At 66.7% G+C, this 17,918-nt stretch carries 13 protein-coding genes and 3 pseudogenes; 9 read left to right on the top strand and 7 right to left on the bottom strand.

Features of this window, described 5'->3' with window-relative positions:
• From RNL97_RS00515 to RNL97_RS00505, 3 genes are all read left to right on the top strand, one after another.
• On the top strand, nucleotides 1-177 hold the full coding sequence (locus tag RNL97_RS00515; RefSeq protein WP_313750262.1) for a hypothetical protein: 177 nt from the start codon (nucleotides 1-3) through the stop codon (nucleotides 175-177).
• Nucleotides 144-500: a hypothetical protein gene (locus tag RNL97_RS00510; RefSeq protein ID WP_313750260.1), complete on the top strand. Its 357-nt coding sequence runs from the start codon at nucleotides 144-146 to the stop codon at nucleotides 498-500. The genes RNL97_RS00515 and RNL97_RS00510 overlap by 34 nt, the downstream gene beginning before the upstream one ends.
• 271 nt (nucleotides 501-771) lie before the next feature.
• On the top strand, nucleotides 772-1,032 hold the full coding sequence (locus RNL97_RS00505) for a hypothetical protein (protein WP_313750219.1): 261 nt from the start codon (nucleotides 772-774) through the stop codon (nucleotides 1,030-1,032).
• Nucleotides 1,033-1,094: 62 nt separating this feature from the next.
• Here RNL97_RS00505 and RNL97_RS33180 read toward each other — a convergent pair whose 3' ends face one another.
• Nucleotides 1,095-1,772 carry a hypothetical protein gene (locus RNL97_RS33180; protein ID WP_234313563.1) on the bottom strand — a complete coding sequence of 226 codons (678 nt, stop codon included), beginning with the start codon at nucleotides 1,770-1,772 and terminating at the stop codon, nucleotides 1,095-1,097.
• A gap of 294 nt (nucleotides 1,773-2,066) precedes the next feature.
• On the opposite strand from RNL97_RS33180, the gene RNL97_RS00495 reads away from it, so the two are divergent.
• The 3 genes and pseudogenes from RNL97_RS00495 to RNL97_RS00485 all read left to right on the top strand — a co-directional run.
• Nucleotides 2,067-2,249, top strand: coding sequence for a ribbon-helix-helix protein, CopG family (locus tag RNL97_RS00495; protein WP_078652231.1), 183 nt, complete (start codon nucleotides 2,067-2,069; stop codon nucleotides 2,247-2,249).
• A pseudogene (locus RNL97_RS00490) lies at nucleotides 2,246-2,629 on the top strand (type II toxin-antitoxin system death-on-curing family toxin); the annotation flags it as partial. The gene RNL97_RS00495 and the pseudogene RNL97_RS00490, both read left to right, overlap by 4 nt.
• A 751-nt stretch (nucleotides 2,630-3,380) precedes the next feature.
• Nucleotides 3,381-3,764: pseudogene (locus RNL97_RS00485) on the top strand (hypothetical protein); the annotation flags it as partial.
• Between the two features lie 1,634 nt (nucleotides 3,765-5,398).
• Here the strand turns inward: RNL97_RS00485 and RNL97_RS33015 are convergent.
• The 3 genes and pseudogenes from RNL97_RS33015 to RNL97_RS00470 form a co-directional block, all read right to left on the bottom strand.
• A pseudogene (locus tag RNL97_RS33015) lies at nucleotides 5,399-5,758 on the bottom strand (DUF2637 domain-containing protein); the annotation flags it as partial.
• A 1,367-nt stretch (nucleotides 5,759-7,125) separates the two neighbouring features.
• Nucleotides 7,126-8,238: a ParB/RepB/Spo0J family partition protein gene (locus RNL97_RS00475; protein WP_030593117.1), complete on the bottom strand. Its 1,113-nt coding sequence runs from the start codon at nucleotides 8,236-8,238 to the stop codon at nucleotides 7,126-7,128.
• On the bottom strand, nucleotides 8,235-9,479 hold the full coding sequence (locus RNL97_RS00470) for a ParA family protein (protein ID WP_030593120.1): 1,245 nt from the start codon (nucleotides 9,477-9,479) through the stop codon (nucleotides 8,235-8,237). Before RNL97_RS00470 ends, RNL97_RS00475 begins: the two co-directional genes overlap by 4 nt.
• Before the next feature lie 1,107 nt (nucleotides 9,480-10,586).
• Here RNL97_RS00470 and RNL97_RS00465 point away from each other — a divergent pair.
• From RNL97_RS00465 to RNL97_RS00455, 3 genes are all read left to right on the top strand, one after another.
• Nucleotides 10,587-11,006: a hypothetical protein gene (locus RNL97_RS00465; protein ID WP_313750257.1), complete on the top strand. Its 420-nt coding sequence runs from the start codon at nucleotides 10,587-10,589 to the stop codon at nucleotides 11,004-11,006.
• Nucleotides 11,007-11,388: 382 nt separating this feature from the next.
• Nucleotides 11,389-11,598: a hypothetical protein gene (locus RNL97_RS00460; protein WP_313750256.1), complete on the top strand. Its 210-nt coding sequence runs from the start codon at nucleotides 11,389-11,391 to the stop codon at nucleotides 11,596-11,598.
• A gap of 344 nt (nucleotides 11,599-11,942) precedes the next feature.
• On the top strand, nucleotides 11,943-12,212 hold the full coding sequence (locus tag RNL97_RS00455; RefSeq protein WP_313750255.1) for a hypothetical protein: 270 nt from the start codon (nucleotides 11,943-11,945) through the stop codon (nucleotides 12,210-12,212).
• A 291-nt stretch (nucleotides 12,213-12,503) separates the two neighbouring features.
• Here RNL97_RS00455 and RNL97_RS00450 read toward each other — a convergent pair whose 3' ends face one another.
• The 3 genes from RNL97_RS00450 to RNL97_RS00440 all read right to left on the bottom strand — a co-directional run bounded on the left by RNL97_RS00450 (nucleotide 12,504) and on the right by RNL97_RS00440 (nucleotide 16,983).
• Nucleotides 12,504-12,836, bottom strand: coding sequence for a hypothetical protein (locus RNL97_RS00450; protein ID WP_030593127.1), 333 nt, complete (start codon nucleotides 12,834-12,836; stop codon nucleotides 12,504-12,506).
• A 9-nt stretch (nucleotides 12,837-12,845) separates the two neighbouring features.
• Nucleotides 12,846-15,287: a DNRLRE domain-containing protein gene (locus tag RNL97_RS00445; protein WP_234313537.1), complete on the bottom strand. Its 2,442-nt coding sequence runs from the start codon at nucleotides 15,285-15,287 to the stop codon at nucleotides 12,846-12,848.
• Nucleotides 15,288-15,900: 613 nt separating this feature from the next.
• Nucleotides 15,901-16,983 carry a barstar family protein gene (locus RNL97_RS00440; protein WP_313750254.1) on the bottom strand — a complete coding sequence of 361 codons (1,083 nt, stop codon included), beginning with the start codon at nucleotides 16,981-16,983 and terminating at the stop codon, nucleotides 15,901-15,903.
• Nucleotides 16,984-17,918: the final 935 nt, after the last annotated feature.

Raw genomic sequence — 17,918 nt, 5'->3', positions numbered from 1 at the left:
TTGGCCGGAGAGATCGACGACGCGATCGAGCGCGCCGACCGCGAGGCGTTCACCACGTACCCGCCCAAGACGTTCCGCTTCGGAGCGCCCACGCGCCGCGTCCAGGACCACTTGAGCCCGCATACGCAGCCGGCGCAGCCCGCATACGCAGCCGGTGCTCGGTCTTTCGACCACTAGCCGAATCCGCAGGCAATACCACCAGCCGCCTCCAGGCCACTCTCGTCGGCAAGGTCGACAAACTCCGCGACGCTCAGCGCACCGGGCTGCTCGACCCGGCCTGGGGCCCGGTCGACATCCTCGCCCTGATCAACCAGATCGCCATGACCAGGTCAGCCCGAAATCGCCGCCGCTGCCGCAGACCAGGCCGTGGATCCCTCCATCACCGCCCGCCGCGCCGCACTGATGACCGCCGTCGAACGCATGTTCCCTCGCCCGGACTGAGGCCAACGCCCAAAGCGTTGGGTTTGACGCACACCTCCGGGTGTGTCCGTCGAAGATGAGCTGGTGGACGAACGCCCTCGGGACTGGCCCAGACTGTGGTCGTCCGGCCCATCCATGACCAGAAGCCGATCGCATGAGCCCTGCCCTTGATGAGCGCGGACGCATCCGCGCCGCGAGGGACCGCGCCTTGGGCGGCAGGCCCGAGCGCTCCAACGGCGCGCTGACGATCGTCGCCCTCGCCACCGAGGCCCAGGTTCCCCGCTATGCGCTCACTCAGCGCCCTACCGACCTCGAAAACGCCTTCTACAACGAGGTCCGCGCCCGCGGGGAATGTGCCGGACACCGAACAAAGGCTGTGTCGGCCGATCGGCCGCCTCAAGGAGCTGCGGGCTGCGGGACGCCGGAGAGATTGCTCAGCTCAAGGCCGACATCGAGGCGCTGGTCGGCGCGCTGCACCAGTCGATGGTGGAGAACCGCGTCCTGCGACAGCAGCTCTCGGACGGTGTCGGCGCCGCAGCAGGGGCCCTGCTACTGCTGCGCTGTTCTGTTCCGCCCCGCGCCTGGGCCGCTCCTCGCACCAGGACAGGGTGACGAGCAGCACACGAGCTCGCCTTCCTAGGCTTCCTTGCCCTCCATGATCGCGAAGACGGCAATCACGAAGCCGGCGACCGGGTCGACCCAGGTCTAGCTGACGCGGCGAACGCGAGCAGGCCGACGAAGGTGGAAACCGAGAGCCAGGCGCACAGCTTGGTCTCCGCGGCGTCCGCGACGAACAGACCAGGACGATGCCGACCCCCGCCGAACAGGTCGCGGACGTACGGGCCAAGCGCGAAGAACCTGATCGCGATGAACTTCAGCGCCCCGCGTTCCTTGGCTTCGTCCGGCTCACAGCCCTTGATCTCCGCGACCAGCCGCACCAGGACCACCACCGCGGCGGCGACCTCGATGCCGAGTAGATGCTGGCGGCGGAGGGGGCGTGCCCCTTTCGCTTGCCGGGATAATGAACAGGTCGGGCTGGATCTGCTCGACGGACTCGCCGCCCGCACGGCGCCGCAGCACGCTGTGGGGCGTTTGTCGGCTTGCGCAAGGCGGGCGTGCAGGTTGGCCCGGTTGACGAACAGGTGCCGCAGCCAGCGCAGCGTCGCCTCGGTTTCGCCGTGCTTGCGGATTACCGCGACCGCTTGACACCCAGCACAGCTGGTGGCCCTTCGGCCGTCTTTCTCATGCACCTGCGCGGGAAGAATCAGGGGCAGCGGCAGCCTATGCGTACAGGAACAGCCCGGGCGGCCGCGCCGGCTGCCGGGGCTGCTGCGAACCCGGTCGTACTCCATCCCAGGACCAAGCCTGTAAGGCACCGGGCCTGTCCCGCACACTCCATGTCGGTGCGGTCTACGGGTCAGCGTATTCGCCCTCGGAGTTTCAGCGCAGGCGTTCGAGCGTGAACGCCTAGGGTCGCCGCGAGCAGGCTGGCGTGGCAGCTTGGCCGCTTACTTTTCGCCCAGTACGGCATTCGCGCCGGAGATCCCCCAGGTCGGCGCCGACCGCCCCGTTCACTGCCAGTCCTTCGGCCGCCGCGTGACCGGCCCGGCCCCCAGCTCGGCATCGGTCCGTGACCCGGTGTCACACTGCGACTGCCCGAAGACCTCGATGCGAAGCTGACTCAGCGTGCCCGCCGTGAGGGACGTAGCAAGCAGGAGCTGGCCATCCAGGCGATTCAGGAAGCGCAGGACCGAGCCGAGCTGAAAGTCGACGACGTCCTGGCCGAACTCACGGAAAGAGATGCGGAGATCCTGGGATACCTAAAGTGACCGAGGTGCGCTACCTGCACATCGACGAGATCCTGGCCATCAGCCGTGCTGTCAACGGAACCGATCACAGCGTGCGCGACATGGGCCTACCGGTCTCAGCAATTGGACGGCCCCGAACCCACATGTTCGGGGCCGAGCTGTATCCCACACTCCACAGGAAGGCAGCCGCGCTACTTCACGCGGTGGCCCGTAATCACGCGCTGATCGATGGCAACAAGCCCACCGCTTGGCTCGCAACCCGCACATTCCTTCGCTTCAACGGCCTCAGCCCCAGCACACTCCCGCCGCCTGCTTCGATCGCCGGCCCCTTCGTCGAGGACGTCGCCCAGGACCTCCTCGACGTCCCCACCATCGCCAAGCGCCTCGAAGCATGGTTCCCCGCACAAGGACCAGAGGCCAGCCGCCCGGATGCTTCCACGACGACCACGTCGGGCGCTGGACGTCTACGGACATCCACGCCGTGCCTGAAGACACCCCTCAGCGCATCGAGCTGGTCGGCGACAGCTCATGATGAGCCTCACCCCGTCCCGCCGCCCTCCGCCCCGCTGGGTATGGGATTGACTGGGGCTGACGGGGCTGACGGGGCTGGCCATCAGCGCGGTCAGGCAGGGTGGCCCCTGCGAACTGCTGTCTGAATGGATTGAGCGGGACGTATCCTTTGCGGACCCGGACCACAGACCATCCCCTATTGCCGGCCGTGGAGAACTACCTCGGCGACGTGAAACGCGTTGACCTGGGCGACAGTTCACATCGAGCCAACACGACCAGGACGAGGAAGGCCGGTAGCCGTAACCACCCGTATCCCGCGCAACGCCAAGCGCGGCTCCTACGCCACCGAGAACGCCTTCCGGACCGGCGGCCCTGACGGAAAGGTCGGACGGTACGTCGCACGCGAGCAGCGTTTCACCACCTTCCCGCGAGGCCTGCAAGCTCCTGGACGACCTCGGGCGCCGTCGGCAGCGTCAGCGTTGGCCCCGAGCACAGTCAGCAGACCAACACCTACGCTGACCATCGCGCGCGCGGTGCCTGAGTGGCCCCTGAACCGGCTGACCAGCTCCTGAGAACCCCTGCCCGACCTGCCGAGCCCCGATTCCCCCCCCGATCTCACCCACCCAGTAGGGAGAACTCCGCATGCTCACTGAGCAGTTACGCACCCGTGAGTCCCGGCTTGCCGCTGCGAAGCGGGACCTCGGGCTCCCGGTCGTGGTCGCCATCTGCGGCTCCATGCGCTTCATGGCGGAGATGACCGAGGCGGAGGTCCAGGAGTCCGCGGCCGGGCGGATCGTCGTCAGGCCCGGGTGCGACCTGAAGCAGCCCCACCCGCTGTGGGCGGACCCCGCCCGGGCCGAGCGCCTCAAGGCCGAGCTGGGCGAACTACACCGCGCGAGGATCCGCCTGGCCGACGAGGTCCTGGTCGTCGGCGACTACGTCGGGGACTCCACCTGCTCCGAGATCCGCTACGCCCGCGTGCTGGGCAAGCCGGTCCGCTTCACCCGCCCCGCTGTCGACCCGGACCCCGTCCTGCTGCCGGTCGCCCCGTACGAGATCGCGCTGACCGGGACCGGTGGCACGCTCTCGCTTCCGGCGGTGGAGCCGGTGCCCGGCCTGCACGTCTACGAACTGCCAGTTCAGCACCGCGAGGAGGGTGACGGGATGGCCAGCCCCTGGCGGCTCGGCCACCACTCAGGCATGGCTCTGGCCGCCTTCCCGTCCGAGGACGATGCCCTCCGGGCAGCCCGCGAGGTGGCCGACCTGACCGACTGGATTCGCCCGGCCAAGGACCTCCGCGCGGACGCGGACTTCGACCTGGACGAGTACATCGATCGCATCGAGACACGCACGAACGGCCTTCTCATCACGCCGCAGAAGGAGGTGGCATGGTGACGCAGAACAACGACCCCCTCAAGGTCGCGAACGACCTGTGGAAGCGACCAATCGCGCACCTGCCCGCCGTCGCGGCCGCATTCGCCCTGCAGATGCGCTCTGCCTGAGGACTGGTCCCAGCGTCTCCTCGGCGTCGCCCGGCTGCAGGCCGCTCTGGAGCTGGTCGCGACCTCGGGTATGACCACGGAGATATAGCCGTACGAGGCAGGTGACTGGGGCAGCTGCCTGGCCTGCGCCGAGTTCCGTCAGCTCTGCCGTTACCACGGTGGCTTCGCCACCGGCTACGAAACGTTGAACAGACCGCTGATCGAGGCCTCGATCAGCGACCCGACGGTCACCGTCAAGGCCATGTTCTAGCAGCTGATGGACGTCGAGGAGGTTGACGAGCGTAGCGAGTTCGCCGCGGCCGTGGAGCAGCTGACCCGAAGGCAGGGATGACGCCGAGCGGCACGCCTGCGGGCCCAGAGGGGTGCCGACAAGAGCGCCTGCGGTCTTCCGTCCCCCGAGCTGCTCCCCGGCCCGCTGGTGGTCGCAGTTGGCCCCGGTGCCTCGGGGCCCGCCCCATGCCTCCCCCCAACGAGGTGCTCATCGCAATCTCTCACACTGCTCCCCCGGCCAGCGGTTCCCGGAGTGGGCTGTGCCTACTCGCGGCGGCCGTTGAGGGGCGACGCCTCGTCGGACTCTTCACCCTCGGGGATCCGCATCTGTACGACGCGGTGCCTCTCCCCCGCCCGGCCAGCCGTCGGGATCGTCCGCCATCGGGTGCAGTGTCCCCAGACGCTCCCTTCCAGGATTCCGACTCTCCCGGCTTGGCCTGCGCCGCGCCTTCCACGGGCGCCTTGAGTTCGCAGTCGAACTAGGCGCTGGTCCCGCCGCCCGGTACGAACAGCACCTCGGCGTCGGACTCGGGCCCGGTGGGGATCGTCGTCTCCGCTCGTGGCGGCCTGGTCGCTGGGGATGAAGCTCTCGTGGGGCTTGATCCAGAGCTTGTCGAGTGCGGGGTCCAGCAGCACTCCAAACAGCGGCTCGCGTGTCGAGGGCTCGACGACGTCGTACTGAGCGAGGAGGGCCCGAACTGCTCGACGTCGGGAAATGCCCGCACTGAGCGACGTACCCCTCGGCGGCCGCCGCGTAGTCCACGGCAGGGAGGACGACTCCGGTCCCGCCGGCGCGGCCTGCTGAACGGTGCCGCCGAGCCCGCCCGCTGAGACCTCGTGCACCGCGACCGGGCGCTCAGCTTCCGCCTCCCACTCCCCCGTCCGCTGGTGCCCGATCTCCTCGACGGAGACGACGAACAGCACCGGGATGACCGCGTGCATCGCGGTGCCCAGCGGATCGGGCCAGGAGGCGGCGCCGTTGAACGCGATCGTCGCGGCCGTCAGCAGCCACGCCGTCTGGCGCAGCATCGGGAACGGGATCCGCATCCAGGTCAGCAGGAGGTCCAGGGCGAGCAGGACGCAGATGCCCGCGTCGATGCCGATCGGGAAGACCAGGGAGAACGACTCGAAGCCCTTCTCCTCCGCGAGTTCGCGCACGGCGGCGTAGGAACCCGCGAACCCGATCGCGGCGATGACCACCGCACCCGCGACGACGACCCCGATGAGTATGCGGTGCGTGCGTGTCAGCTACATCCAGATCCTGCTCCTGTCCCCGGCAGCCCCAGGGAACCCAGCTCGCCCTATGGGCTGGCGGCGGGCCGATGCTAGTGCTCGCGACGTACGCCTCCTTTGCCGGGCAGGGCCTGGCACCGTCGGTGGACTGGTAGGTGGTCTCGACACGGCACCGGACGCACGGGGCCGGGGTCGCCCTCGATGGCGCGGCCGTCCGGACCGCGCAGGGTCTCCAGCTCGGTGAGGGCCCGCGACCCCGAGAGCGTCGCCCTCTTCCTGCGAACCCGCGTCTTGCAGCCCGACTCCGAAATCTTGGCTCACCGGCTACAGCCCGGATCGATGACGTACGCGGCGATGGCAGCCGGGGCCCCGCCACCGAGATCCACCCGGGGGACTGCTGGGCCCGGGGCAGGACCAGGGTGGGCCACCTAGGGGTGCCAGTGGATCCGGACCAAAGGCGTGGGGCGTAGGCGCAGGATCGCGGCCGCTCTGGGCCGTGCCTCTTCGGGGCGCGGCGCACTTCTCGTCACCGGTGCCGGAGGCCCTTCTCGTCACCACCCCGCCTCCGGCATCGTGCCCCTTCTGGACCCTTCGGGCTTGGCACTCCCTCTCTGCACGTGGCTGCTGACACGGTGCACGTCATTACGGCGTAATACTTCCGCTCTATGAGGGCGGGCCGGGCGGCCCCGCCCGGCCCGCGCAGTCCGCGACGGTGGGTGCCGAGCATGCCCCGGGTACCGACCGGCGGCGGCATGCGCTCGGTATGCCGCTCTGCTCAGCACATCGTGTCTCCGGGCTTGGCGGGCATGTGCCGCAAGGTCGGCCAGCAGGGCCCTCCTCACCGGCCTCGGCCTCCAGCGCGCCCGCGTACGCACCCTCGCCCTGCGCGCGGAACGCCTCCCGCCCGCCGAGGACACCGTCCACCAACTCCCCCTCGACTTCCAGGACCACGAGCCGCTCGGTACTCCTGGTCCCCCAGTGCAGGTCAGCTCAGGTCTGCGAGCTTCAGGCGTATCTGGCAAGTAGTTGAGCGCAGTCGGGTCGATAGCCTGCGATTGCATGACGGTCAGGTCAGGAGGGTGGCGAAGGCGCTGGCCACAGTGGCGGTGATGGTGATGACCGCGGCGAAGGTGACGGCGGCGTGGGTGAGAGCGGCGGCGCAGGTGACGTCGTCCACCCCCCTCCTGCACGTGGCAGCTGGCACGGTGCACGTCATTACGGCGTAATAATTCCGCTCTATGGAGGCGGGCCGGGCGGCCAAGGATCGGGTGGAAGGGCCCTCGGTGAGCAGTCCCCCGCTGGTCTGACACACCGATGGCGGGCCCCATGCCGGTGGAGCCCGCCATCTCGGACCCTCTGAGCGCTTTGCCCGTCCCGCCGAGCTACCTGTCCGCGCGCAGGCCTGTCGCAACCTGCTGGAGGATGTCTGCGAGTGAGCTTCGCGCCTCAGTAGGGAGGTTGCCTCGCATGTCTGCAGTAACGGCCTCGACCCCAGCGCTGCGCTGGAAGTAGCGGAGGATGAATGCACTTCGCTGCTCGGCGTCGAGTTTGTCGAACGCAGCGTCCATGAGGGCTTCTCCCTGCAGCCGGGACTGCCCGGGAGGAGATGCTTCTTCGCTGTCGCGGGGCCCCTGCTTCGCGTCTGAGGGTTCGTCTGCGAGGTTTCCGGCGCCCACATTGTCATCACTCTCGGAGGCGGGCGTCATTACGGCGTAATGATCCCGGGCTGGGGGAGCGGGAGCCGGGATCGCCGAGGGCTTCGGTGCTGCGTTCCTCCGTGGAGCCCTCTGTTCCTTCGCTTTGAGCTGGCGAAGGTGCTCCTCCTGTTCCTCGGGCTTCTTCTTCCCTACACGCCGCAGCAGCGCTGCGGACTCCTCACCGGACTGGAGCTTCTCCTTCAGCTCCGGCGTCAAGCTCAGGAGTGCCAGGCGCTGTGACACCCACCCTTGCGATCGGTGAAGGCGGGCGGCGAGCGCCTCTTGTGTCTTGTGGATCTCAAGGAGTTGCTTGAGGACCCTTGCTTCGTCGAGGGGGTCGAGGTCTTGGCGGTGGATGTTCGCGACGAATGCGGATTCAAGGATCTCGTCCGGGTTGCTGCCGAGTTCGTCGTCCAGCATCACCTTGATCTCGGTGAGGCCTGCTTCGCGGGCGGCGGCGAGGCGAGTGTTGCCGTCGATGACGACGTACTTGGTCCCCTCCTCAAGGTCATCTTTCCGGTCGGGGTTGCCCTCCAGGTAGGCGAACCGGCTCATGATGCTGATGGCGGTCTTCTGCCCGTGGTCGCGGAGGCTCGCTCCGAGGTCGGTCAGGTCGCCCAGTTCTTCCCGGGGGTTGGCCGGGTTGAGGCTGATGACGTCCACAGGCAGCTTGAGGGGCGGGGGAGCGCCGTCGGTGGGGGCGGCGGCGGCGGCTTCGATCGCGGCGCGACGGGCGCTAATGCCTCCCCTGGCTTGTCCGAAGGACGCACTCGCGCGCAGGGTGTCTGCCTTGCTCATGAGATCTCCCTGGTGAGTGCGCGCATGCCGACGGCCTGGTCGCAGCGGGGGGCGTAGGCGAGGAGGGGCCGCTTGAGACGGACGGCTTCCTTCTGCTCCTTGAGGTCTCCGATGACACCGACGACTCGAGGGTCCTTTATGTCGATCCATGATTGGAGGGAGGAGGTGGCGATGTAGCCGCGGCGTGCGTCGTAGTGGTTGACGACGATGCCGAGGTAGTCGAGTTCGAGGTGCATGTCGCCGCGGAGGTCCTCGATCTGGTTGGTGAGGAGCCCGTAGGCGTCGGCGGAGCTGTCCTCGGCCTGGACGATGATGAGGATGCCGGAGTTTCCGGGGGCTTCGCCGTCGCGGCGCCGTCCGTAGTAGGCGGCGGCGTCCATGCTGAGGCCGAGGCTCGGGGGGCAGTCGATGATGACGACGTCGTAGTCGCCTTCGACCGTTCCCAGGACGCGTTCGAGGGCTGCTTCGCGGGCGCGGACGCTGGAGAGCTTCACATCGAGGAGGAAGGCGTCGGTGCACGCCGGCAGCAGGTGCAGCCGGTCGCCGAAGCGTGAGTCCTCGATGGGGACGATGAGGTCCTTGAGTTCGCCCTTCGCCTCACCTGCCATGTGCTTGGTGAGGGAGTCTCCCTCGATGGGCAGCGGCTCGTGCCCGAGCTGGTTGGTGAGGTGGCACTGCGGGTCGAAGTCGACGAGGAGCACGCGGAGTCCGAGCCCGGGGAGGTCCTCGTAGTCGAGGGGAGAAGCCGGTTCCGTGTCGGGCTCGAGGAGCGCTGCGGCGAAGTGCTTGGAGATGCGTACGGGGTGCAGCTGGTCGCTGTCCTCAGCGAAGGCTTCACCGACGCCGGCGGCGAGCGCGGTCTTGCCTACGCCGCCCTTTTGGTTGCAGATGATGATGCGCTTGGGGTGCTCGGGGCGGACGACACCGGGGGCTGGGTTGGTGTCGAGCCAGAACAGTACGGACTGCGTGAGTCCCTGGATGAGTGAGACTCCTCGGGAGGCGCAGGCCTCACGGAACTCGTCCCACTGGCCTGTCGGGAGGAAGGTGGCGAACGGTTTGGCGCCTCCGGTGTCGGCGGCGGGGAGGTTGGCTCCGAGTCGGCGCCATGCGGTGATTCCCGCTTCGACGGCATGCTGGATGTCAGTGCCGTGTTGGGCTGCGCGGACCTTCAGGGCTTGCTGGAGCGCGGGGGGCAGCTTGGAAACGACCTTCTCGCGGTCGGCTGCGTCAGGTGAAGTCATGCGCATACCTTACTAACGACAGAGATCATGTTCATCAAGGACACGTTAGCTAATACTCTGAGAGCCCGTCAGCGGGCCAGTATTACGGCGTAATACCGAGGCCCCACATGCAAGACGACCCGGCACCCCGTCAACGAAAGCGGCAGTGCGCCCGCTGACGGCCTCGACTGACACGCGTCCGAACACACCTCCCGAGTTCACCGCGAGAACCCCTTCTCCATAAGCCCCTTCCTCCCACAGGCCCCCCTCCAGGGACAGTGAACGTGTGACGAATGGCAAGAGCACGCTGGGCGATCGATACTCGGGAGCCCTCAGACACGTGGGCTGTCAGGCCGAAGGAAGCTGGCTGTTCCACCAGAGGACGATGGGCCCCTGCATCCCCAACGGAGCGGGGCCCGGCTTCGCTGCGGCTAGATGGAGCACGGCTGGTTGGTGTTCTCGCGGGCGCGGATGTTGTGTTCGATGGCGCTGGGATGGTGGCTTCGCCGACCCAGCGGTTGGCGTTGGTGCACAAGGAGATCTCGTTGAGGCGGCGTCGAAGGCCATGACGCATGTGCCGTACGCTCAACGCGCCGCACATGAGACAGCGGAGCGGCGTCGAGGATGTCGAGGGTCTCGACGTATACGCCCGGGGGAGCGCCGGGGGACCGGTTCGGTGACGGTATCGCTGCTACGGAGAAGGCCGCCGAGCCTAGCCTGGTGCAGTAGGAGTTCGGCGGCCGCGAGGTACTCCGTGGTGCACGTGAGAACCAGATCATGCGTGTCCAGACAGTGCTCGGATGGCCGGGGGAGTGGGGCAGGATGCAGCAGGCGGTGGTGGAGTCCGCGCCGTCTGCGTGAGTGCCGTGGTTCATCCACAGCTCCGCATGATCGCGCACACCGTCGAGGTGGCGGCAGCACCGGGGAATCGTGGTGACGGCAGCCTTGGCCTTGACCTAGCTTGACCCACCTCGACGGCATCGAAGACAGCAGCGTGACTCTCCGTTGCCCGGGCATCCGCGCTGCCGGAGTTCAGCTGGACGGGAATTCATCGTGACGATCGGTCTGCGCCTTGACTGGCGCCTCGACGGACAAGGCTGGGCTGACTGCACAGTCACAGACCTCCACGTGGCCATCGTGCTCACCGCCCCCTACATAATGAGCGAGCGCGAGTACTTCGCCTGCGTCGGCAAGCGCCCCGGCATGTTCGTCAGCACAGTCTCGTCATTCCACCAGCTGACCGCCTTCCTCACCGGCTACGACCAGCACGCGATACGCCACGGCGGACAGGGGCTCACTGGCTGGCACGAGTGGCTCGTCACCCGCCGCGGCCGCAACTGCGACCAGGCCTGGCTAGGACAGGTCCTGCACATCGCGCTCCCGGAGGGCTGGAACAACATCACCGACCTGCTACCCGGGGACGAATGCGCGCGATCGAGGTCCTGTTCCAGCTTCTCGACGAGTTCGCCGCCGAACGCGAGGCACGTCCGGGCGCTCGGAACTCAGATTAAGCGGGACGCCAGCCGCACCTCGTGTCGCTCCATCTGAACCATCGCTGCTCACGGCCCCGACATGGTTCACCTTCAGCGAGACGGATCAGTCGGGCGCATGATTCGCCACCACGGGGAGCAAAAACGCCTGTACGCCGCTCTGGCGGCCTCACTCCTCGACGGACATCCGAAGACACCGGGCCCTCCGTCGTCGGCCGCGTAAGGGCCCTTAGAGGGCGTCGCTTTCTTCCTGTTTTGGGGAATATGCCCGCTTAGCTCACTGCGGCCGACTAGAAGTTCAAGCATGAACAACTTTCGGGTCACGTTAGTGCTCACGTCGGGCTGGCAGTCAAAATGACGAGCCGTCTGCGTCAGGCGGCCACCCAGCGGATCGGCAAGCCATCCTCATTGGTCTGTACCTATCGGGGAAGGTGAGCAGTATGAGCGACGACAACATCGTGACGATCACAGTCGAACTGCACGGCGGACCGCTCGACGGGAAGGCCACCGCGGTCACCCTCACAGAGGAGGACCCCTGGACCGCTATACCGAATGACGGCTGCGCATATCCTGGCGGTAGCAGCATCTACGCCCCCGATACCGCGGGTCGATGGGTATGGCAGGACGACCAGCCAGCTGACAGTACATAGTCTGGACACGACTCGCCCTCGCGCAGAAGTCGTCGAACGGCGTGAGGGCGGTCGCCGCCAGGGCCGACGTCTCTTCGGCGCTGGTGCAGTAATGCTTCATGACCAAGCAGGCCCTGGTGCTGTACGCCCTCGCCCGGTGAGCTGACCTCAGGTGAGGTCGAAGGTGACGCTCACGGAACCGCCCCAGTCCGGTGCCTTCAAGAGCGTGAGGGTTCCATCCTCGGCCTCGACGACTCGTACCGTGATCCCGCCGCAGTCCTCATGTCCTGGACACCGTCATCGACTCCGTCGTGACACCGCAGCAACTCGCACATCTCTTGTCTTACAGCGACCTCTTCGCGACGATGAGCAGCACTCAGGTCATCCAGCACGTCCAGGCGCTTGCAAGCGATGCGTCCGGCGGACTCCTCGCTGGTCATGACTACCGCAGCGATGTCTCCCCACGCTTGTACGGCATCAGGAACAGGATCGTTCATATGAAGGAAGGCGGTGGCCCGAAGGGGCTGCCGCTCCTCGCGCCCTACAGCCGGGAAGCAAGGGACCTTGCTGCTGATCTCCGCACGGTCCGGTTCCTCGCCGAGCACGCGATGGAACGGTGGTCCACAGCCCTCTGACAGGGGACAGCTGAGACGCGGAGCCGTGCCGGGCGCTCACAGCTCGGCTGCACGGAAACCGGAACGTGCACGGAGACCGGTGCCAGACTGCTTTCGGCAGTTCGGCGTTGTCCTCTTCCTCGCCCAGGCAGCAGGCCTGCCCCGACGGTGACTTCAAATGTTCCACCAGGCAAGATCATTTGAAAACCCGCCTAGGACTCCGCTCGCATTAGCACGGCTCGAACTGGAGGATGCTTCCGCCCGCCGCAAATGAAGCTGGCCCGCCGCATGTGCGGCGGGCCGGGGGAGTGGTCAGAGGTAGGGAAGTGGCTCTGAGAGCAGCCAGGTGGTGGAGGCTGCTCCGCACAGGACGCATACAGCGTTCGGTACCCAGCGGGGGGCTCCAAGCTTCGCTGTGGCGTCAGCTGCTTCGGCTGTGATGAGCAGGCCGCTGAGGAGCACGAGCACGCTTGTGGACCAGGTGATTTCCGGGCGCCCGATGCTGAGCCAGCCGGCTACGATCCCGAACAGGCTGAGCACGGTGTACAGCACGGGAGGGTCAGAGCGGGTGCGGACCTTGTTGACCCGGCGATGGGTGAGAATCACCGCGAACTGCGCGAGCAGTGCCGCAAGGGCGATCAGCATGGAGTGCTCCTAGAACTTGCAGGCGTTCTTGACCGCGGTGATCCCGAGCAGAGCTGCGACGGCCTTGCGGTGCGCCGAGGTCATCTTCCGTCGCTTGGCGTAGGTGCGGATGAGGTTGGCGGTCTTCTTCACGCCGATGCGCTTCACCAGGCGGACTGCCGTCCAGACCTTGGTGGAGGAACCGGCGGGGGTCAGGGCGAAGACGACGCTCGCCACGGTCGCCGCGCACTTGGTGATCTTCCAGGTGGTCGACCAGAAGCCGGGGTCGATGACGATCGGGAAGGCGCTGGAGGCGTCGAACTCCACGCTCTGGACGATCTTGTTGCCGACGACCTTGTAGCTGGTGGGGATGTCGCGGCCGTTGGCGTCCTTCGCCCAGGGGGCGTCGAAGAAGGCTGCGGCTTCCCTGGCCGGTGCAACGTCGGGGTTGGTGTCGCCCGCCGAGTAGAGGGAGACGGAACCGTCGTCGTGCCTCACTACGCTCATGCCCGCGGGAATCTGGAAGCTGGTCTCGTAGGTCTTGGGCGCCGCGCTGTTCTTCAGAATGTTCAGAGTGCGCGACCCGCCGTCAGCGGTGGGCTGGACCACGGTGTCCACAGGACCGGAGGTGTTGTAGACGACGTTGCCGCCGACCTGCGTGCCCTTGGCACCGGCCTCCGGGATGGAAAGCTGGTTGGGCATGATGTCGTTCTTGATGCTGATGGACTTGTTCTTGCCGTCCCAGGGGATGGAGACGATGTTGTCCTCAGTCACAGCGATGGAGGCGTAGGTGGAGTCCGAGGACGTCGCTGCGGTGATGTCCGCAGCGTCGGAGTAGGTGTTTGCCAGTCCCAGGGTGCTCTCCGCCGCCGTGGGCTTCCATGCGGTATCGACGGTGAAGCGGACCGGGGCAGACCAGCCGTTCGCGTAGTGCTCTCCGTCGAAGGTGGTGGTGCGGAAGCTGTAGGTCTTGCCATTGGTCAGCTTGCCTGCGGGGACCTTGACCTGCGAAGTGCTGTTGGCGGCCGCGGGGGAGGCGTTGAGAGTGGTCACGACCTTCCCGGTCGCCGTGTCGGTGATCTCGTAGGTGCCCACGATGGTGTCGTCGCCGTTGGTGTCCTCGGTGGAGAACCTCAGCGTCGGGGTTGTGGAGTTGACCTTGAAGATGCCACCGGTGGAGATGAACGGTGCGCCTGCCTGCAGGTTGGTGCCGTTGTAGGGGCGGTAGTTGTACGTCACCTCCAGGGTGGGGATCTTCGTCTGATCGGCGACGTCGGCGGAGTAGAAGCGCTTCCAGGCGTAGACGTCGTCCTCGTTGGCGGCCTTGAGGGCGATGCTGCCCGTCTCCGCCTTGGCAGAGGACCAGGTCTTGGCGAGTGAGGTGACGTCGGCGGTGGCCCAGCCCTCGGTCTTGCAGGCCGCCGACTTCGTCTCCGATGAAGAAACGATCTTGTCGGTGCGTGTCGGCTGCTTCGTCCAGCGGGTGTTCTTGTCAGCGGCACCCGAGGCCCACACCTCCCAGTCGCGCTTCTCGCACGACCAGGAGTGGTAGTTCCACATCTTCAGGCTGGCCTTCGACACCAAAGCGTCGGCGAAATTCGAGGTCCGGAAGGTGAGGAAGGAACGGGCGACGCGCTTGGTGCTTCCTTCGTAGTCACCGGGCCAGCCGACCTTCAGATCGGTATTCACCGACTGGTCAGTGGTGTCGCCGCCCTGGACGAACGTATCGAAGAGGACATCGAGAGCGTCGGTGGAAGGGTCGATCGTGACCGGGTACTGGGTGTGCTCGTCGGTCAGCCACCCCGTGTCGGGCCGCAGGGAGAGCTCTGCGGTGTTGCCGCTCTGGGTCACCGTCATGGCGACCTTCTTGCGGTTGGTGTGCTCCAGCGAGCGAGCGTCGATCTGGCTGTCCCACATCGTCGGAGCGGGCATCGTCGCCACCACCTCACCGGACGCGGTGCGGAAGTCGACGCCTCCGCCGGCACCCTGTTCGGCCTTCATGCCGTCGGGGAGAACCAGCGGCATGACCAGCGGGGCCCCGTCCTTGGGCTGCTTTCGCAGTTTCAGGTACTGCTCGAAGCCGGTCCGGGTGGCCTCCACCACGAGGTCGCCCCCGGGCACTGCCTCGGGGTAGGTGGCCACGTTGTCGGTGAGCTGAGGGGTGGGCAGTCCGCCCTTCCACTGCAGCGCGACCTTCTGGTCACCGCTGCCGAGGGTGACCAGGTCGCGGGCGGCGTCGTCGGGTGCGGAGGCGGCGGCCCTCAGCGACCGTGCCATGCTCCCGCCCTCGCCGGCCATGCGCAGGCCTTCGGGGTGCGCGGCGGCGGTGACGTTTCCGTCGGCGGAGCGCTTCAGGTCGAGATCGACATCGACCCAGCGCCCGTCCTTGATCATGCGCACGGGGCCGGCTGCGGAGATGCGTGTGAACGTTCCGTCCGCGTTGGCGTAGACCGTGTCGGTCTCGGTGCGCATCTGGAGAACTTCTACCCGGCGGTCCTGCACCTTGGCGGCAGTCAGAGCGGCTTCGGGGGTCTCCGCCTCGGATATCGGGTGCTTTTCGAGAGCCTGAACGGTCTCGAGCAGGTCCGAGACAGCTTGCTCGGCTTGCTCGGTCGCGCTGTCGGAGGCGTTACCGCGCTCATCCGCAGAGGCCAGGTACGGCGTGGACAGCAGAACTGCGCCAGCCGTCGCGATGGCGACGGTCCCCGTGCGCCAAGAGGTCTTCACTTATGTACTCCCCATCATCACGGTCAGGCGCGGACGCCTCGGTGACCGTGCGGTCTCATGATCAGGGAGGAACTTAACATGTTCATACTTATATGCCCTATATAGCCTCAGGTGACCATCTGAGGCATAGAGCCCTAAGAGGGCAACTGTCCGTATTGAGTATCTAGTTGGCTCTTGCTCGGATAGCTTCTACTGGCTCGGGCATCAGTAGGCCACCGACAAGGTCAAGTCCACACCCCCGAAGCTCCCCCGGGCCCGCCGTAGAAGTACGGGCGCCCAGGTCGTGCACGCACGTCACGGGGCTAGGGACGGCTGCCGTCGCTCTGGTAGCGGGGTGGCCCAGTCCGCCGATCGTCGATCAAGCCAAGGTGACGTGCATGCCGCCCTCGGCCAAGATCTCGAGGATCACACCGAACAGGTCGTAGAGCTCGCTGTCAGGTGTCAGGGTCTGGGACAGGTGGTTGCGGGCGGTCGCAGCGTCCCGCCGGAGCAGCGTTGCCGGGGCGGTGTAGCCGAAAGTGCCACCCAGGCAGTCATCCACTGCACCGAGACCGCCGCCGAAGTAGCCCCCCGCCCCGTTCACTGCCTCACCGAGCGCCAGGTAGAGACCCGGTTCGTCAGTGACGTGTCGGCCGTCGAGTTCGTAGGCATGACCGGCCGGCCGATCACGGCGGGCATGCTCCCGGACAAGCTCGAGCCAGGCCCCGCGGCGCCTGGTGTCGAGGTTGGCCCATGCGCCCTTTGTACTCGGCGGACCGGTGAACCACCGCTCCCAGATGGGCCGGGCGTATTCGGGAACCGGGGTGAAGAGCTCTCCGTCGAGCTCCAGGTCGATCCGGTCCGTCCCGGAGGAGGATGGGCGCCACGCGCTGGCTCTGGCCCAGAGCCGGCGTTCGGTCAGCGGCACGCCTCGGTCGTCCTGTATCAGCAGGGTGGCCAGCTCCAGGTCCAGCGCCCTCCGGGTGCCCTTCATCAGCCTTGCTCGCAGTTGTTCACCCAGGGCGAGTCCCCGCAGGACAAGCGGGGTCTGCAACTGCTCGGGCGGCAGAACGCGGGCGAATTCTCGACAGGAGCCCAGCCAGCAGCGCCCGTCGTGTATGCGTACTCGGCCCCTGTGTCCTTCGGGTGGGCCTTCGTAGTCGTCCAAGCCAGTGATGACGAGACTGTCTGTCTTCAGGGGCTGGCCTATGCTCTCCGCATCCTCCAGCAACCAGGGGTCCAGCGTCTCATCGTCCGGCACCAGCCACACTCGGTTCCCGAGCCAACCACGCGCTTCAGCCTGCGCAACCCAGCCGAACAGCTCGTACGTCCCCCGCTGCGGTTCCCCGAACAGCCCTTCCACCTCGGCGCAGACGCCCCAAACATGCCCGTGTTCCTCATCAGCCAGCGTGTATCGCACGCGCCTGCGATGGCTCTTGTCTTCATGCACGGTGGGAATCATGCCGGGACCAGATTTCCACGGCGAGGCACTTCCTGGGCAGTGCCTCAAGACAGTTGGTCGTCGACCGGCCCGTGCACGAGCGATGCTGCGTGCACGGGCCGGTCAACGACGGCGAGCACGTTGCCAACTGGGGCGGCTTCTGTGAGCCCCCTGCCGCGTGCTGGTGAGCGGGCCAATGGTGGAGTCGACTGAGAAACCCAGTGAGGCCGCCCGTGACGCCGGCCTGCGCGACCAACGCAGGAAGACTCACTTCTATGTGCCGTCGATGGCCCACATTTGCAGCCGGTTATGGATGCCTCGCCAGTTTCCGCACCACTCCGGCAAAGTCTCCTCACCGTCGGGCAGAGTTGAGGTGGTCATGATTTGGCCGGAGTGCTTGCCGTCGTAGAGCGTGGCGTTGGCTACGCTCTGCGACGTCCGGCATCGGCGTTTAAGGCGCCCAGGGGTGTGGCGTCGCCGTGCCGTGCCCGCATGACGACGATCTCACCAGTCGGGGTGAGCGCTTCGGGGCTGTTTACCTTGTGAAATCGGGTGGCATGAGGTGGCTTTAGGCGCTCGGCGCTCAGCAGTCGCTAGTGATGCTCCAACCTTGCCTAGTTACAGCGCAGTTGCACAATCTTTCCGGACAAGGGGTCTGTTTCCGTGGTGGGTGCCGTTAGCCCGCTTCAGGTTGAAACTCCCGGATTCGCGATCGCCACCTTCCGCGTGTGTGCTCTAGATCACTCTTGACGCCCCCCTTGGGTGCCTCGATATTTGGCTGACTTTTGTGAAGGCCATGTGGAAAACGGGGCGGGTCTGTGACTGGTGGGGTGTGGCGTCGAGCGCGTCACGGTGTGTGTGTGACGGCCGTTCTGTCCGCCATGTTGAGCGTGGTTCCTGCGTTGAACTCGCAGGCAGCGGCGTTGCCTTCCCGTCCGGCCGACTTGGGTTCGCCG

The organism is Streptomyces parvus, from assembly GCF_032121415.1.
In the GTDB taxonomy this organism is placed as follows: domain Bacteria; phylum Actinomycetota; class Actinomycetes; order Streptomycetales; family Streptomycetaceae; genus Streptomyces; species Streptomyces globisporus_A.
This window is presented reverse-complemented; position numbering and strand designations above follow the sequence as displayed.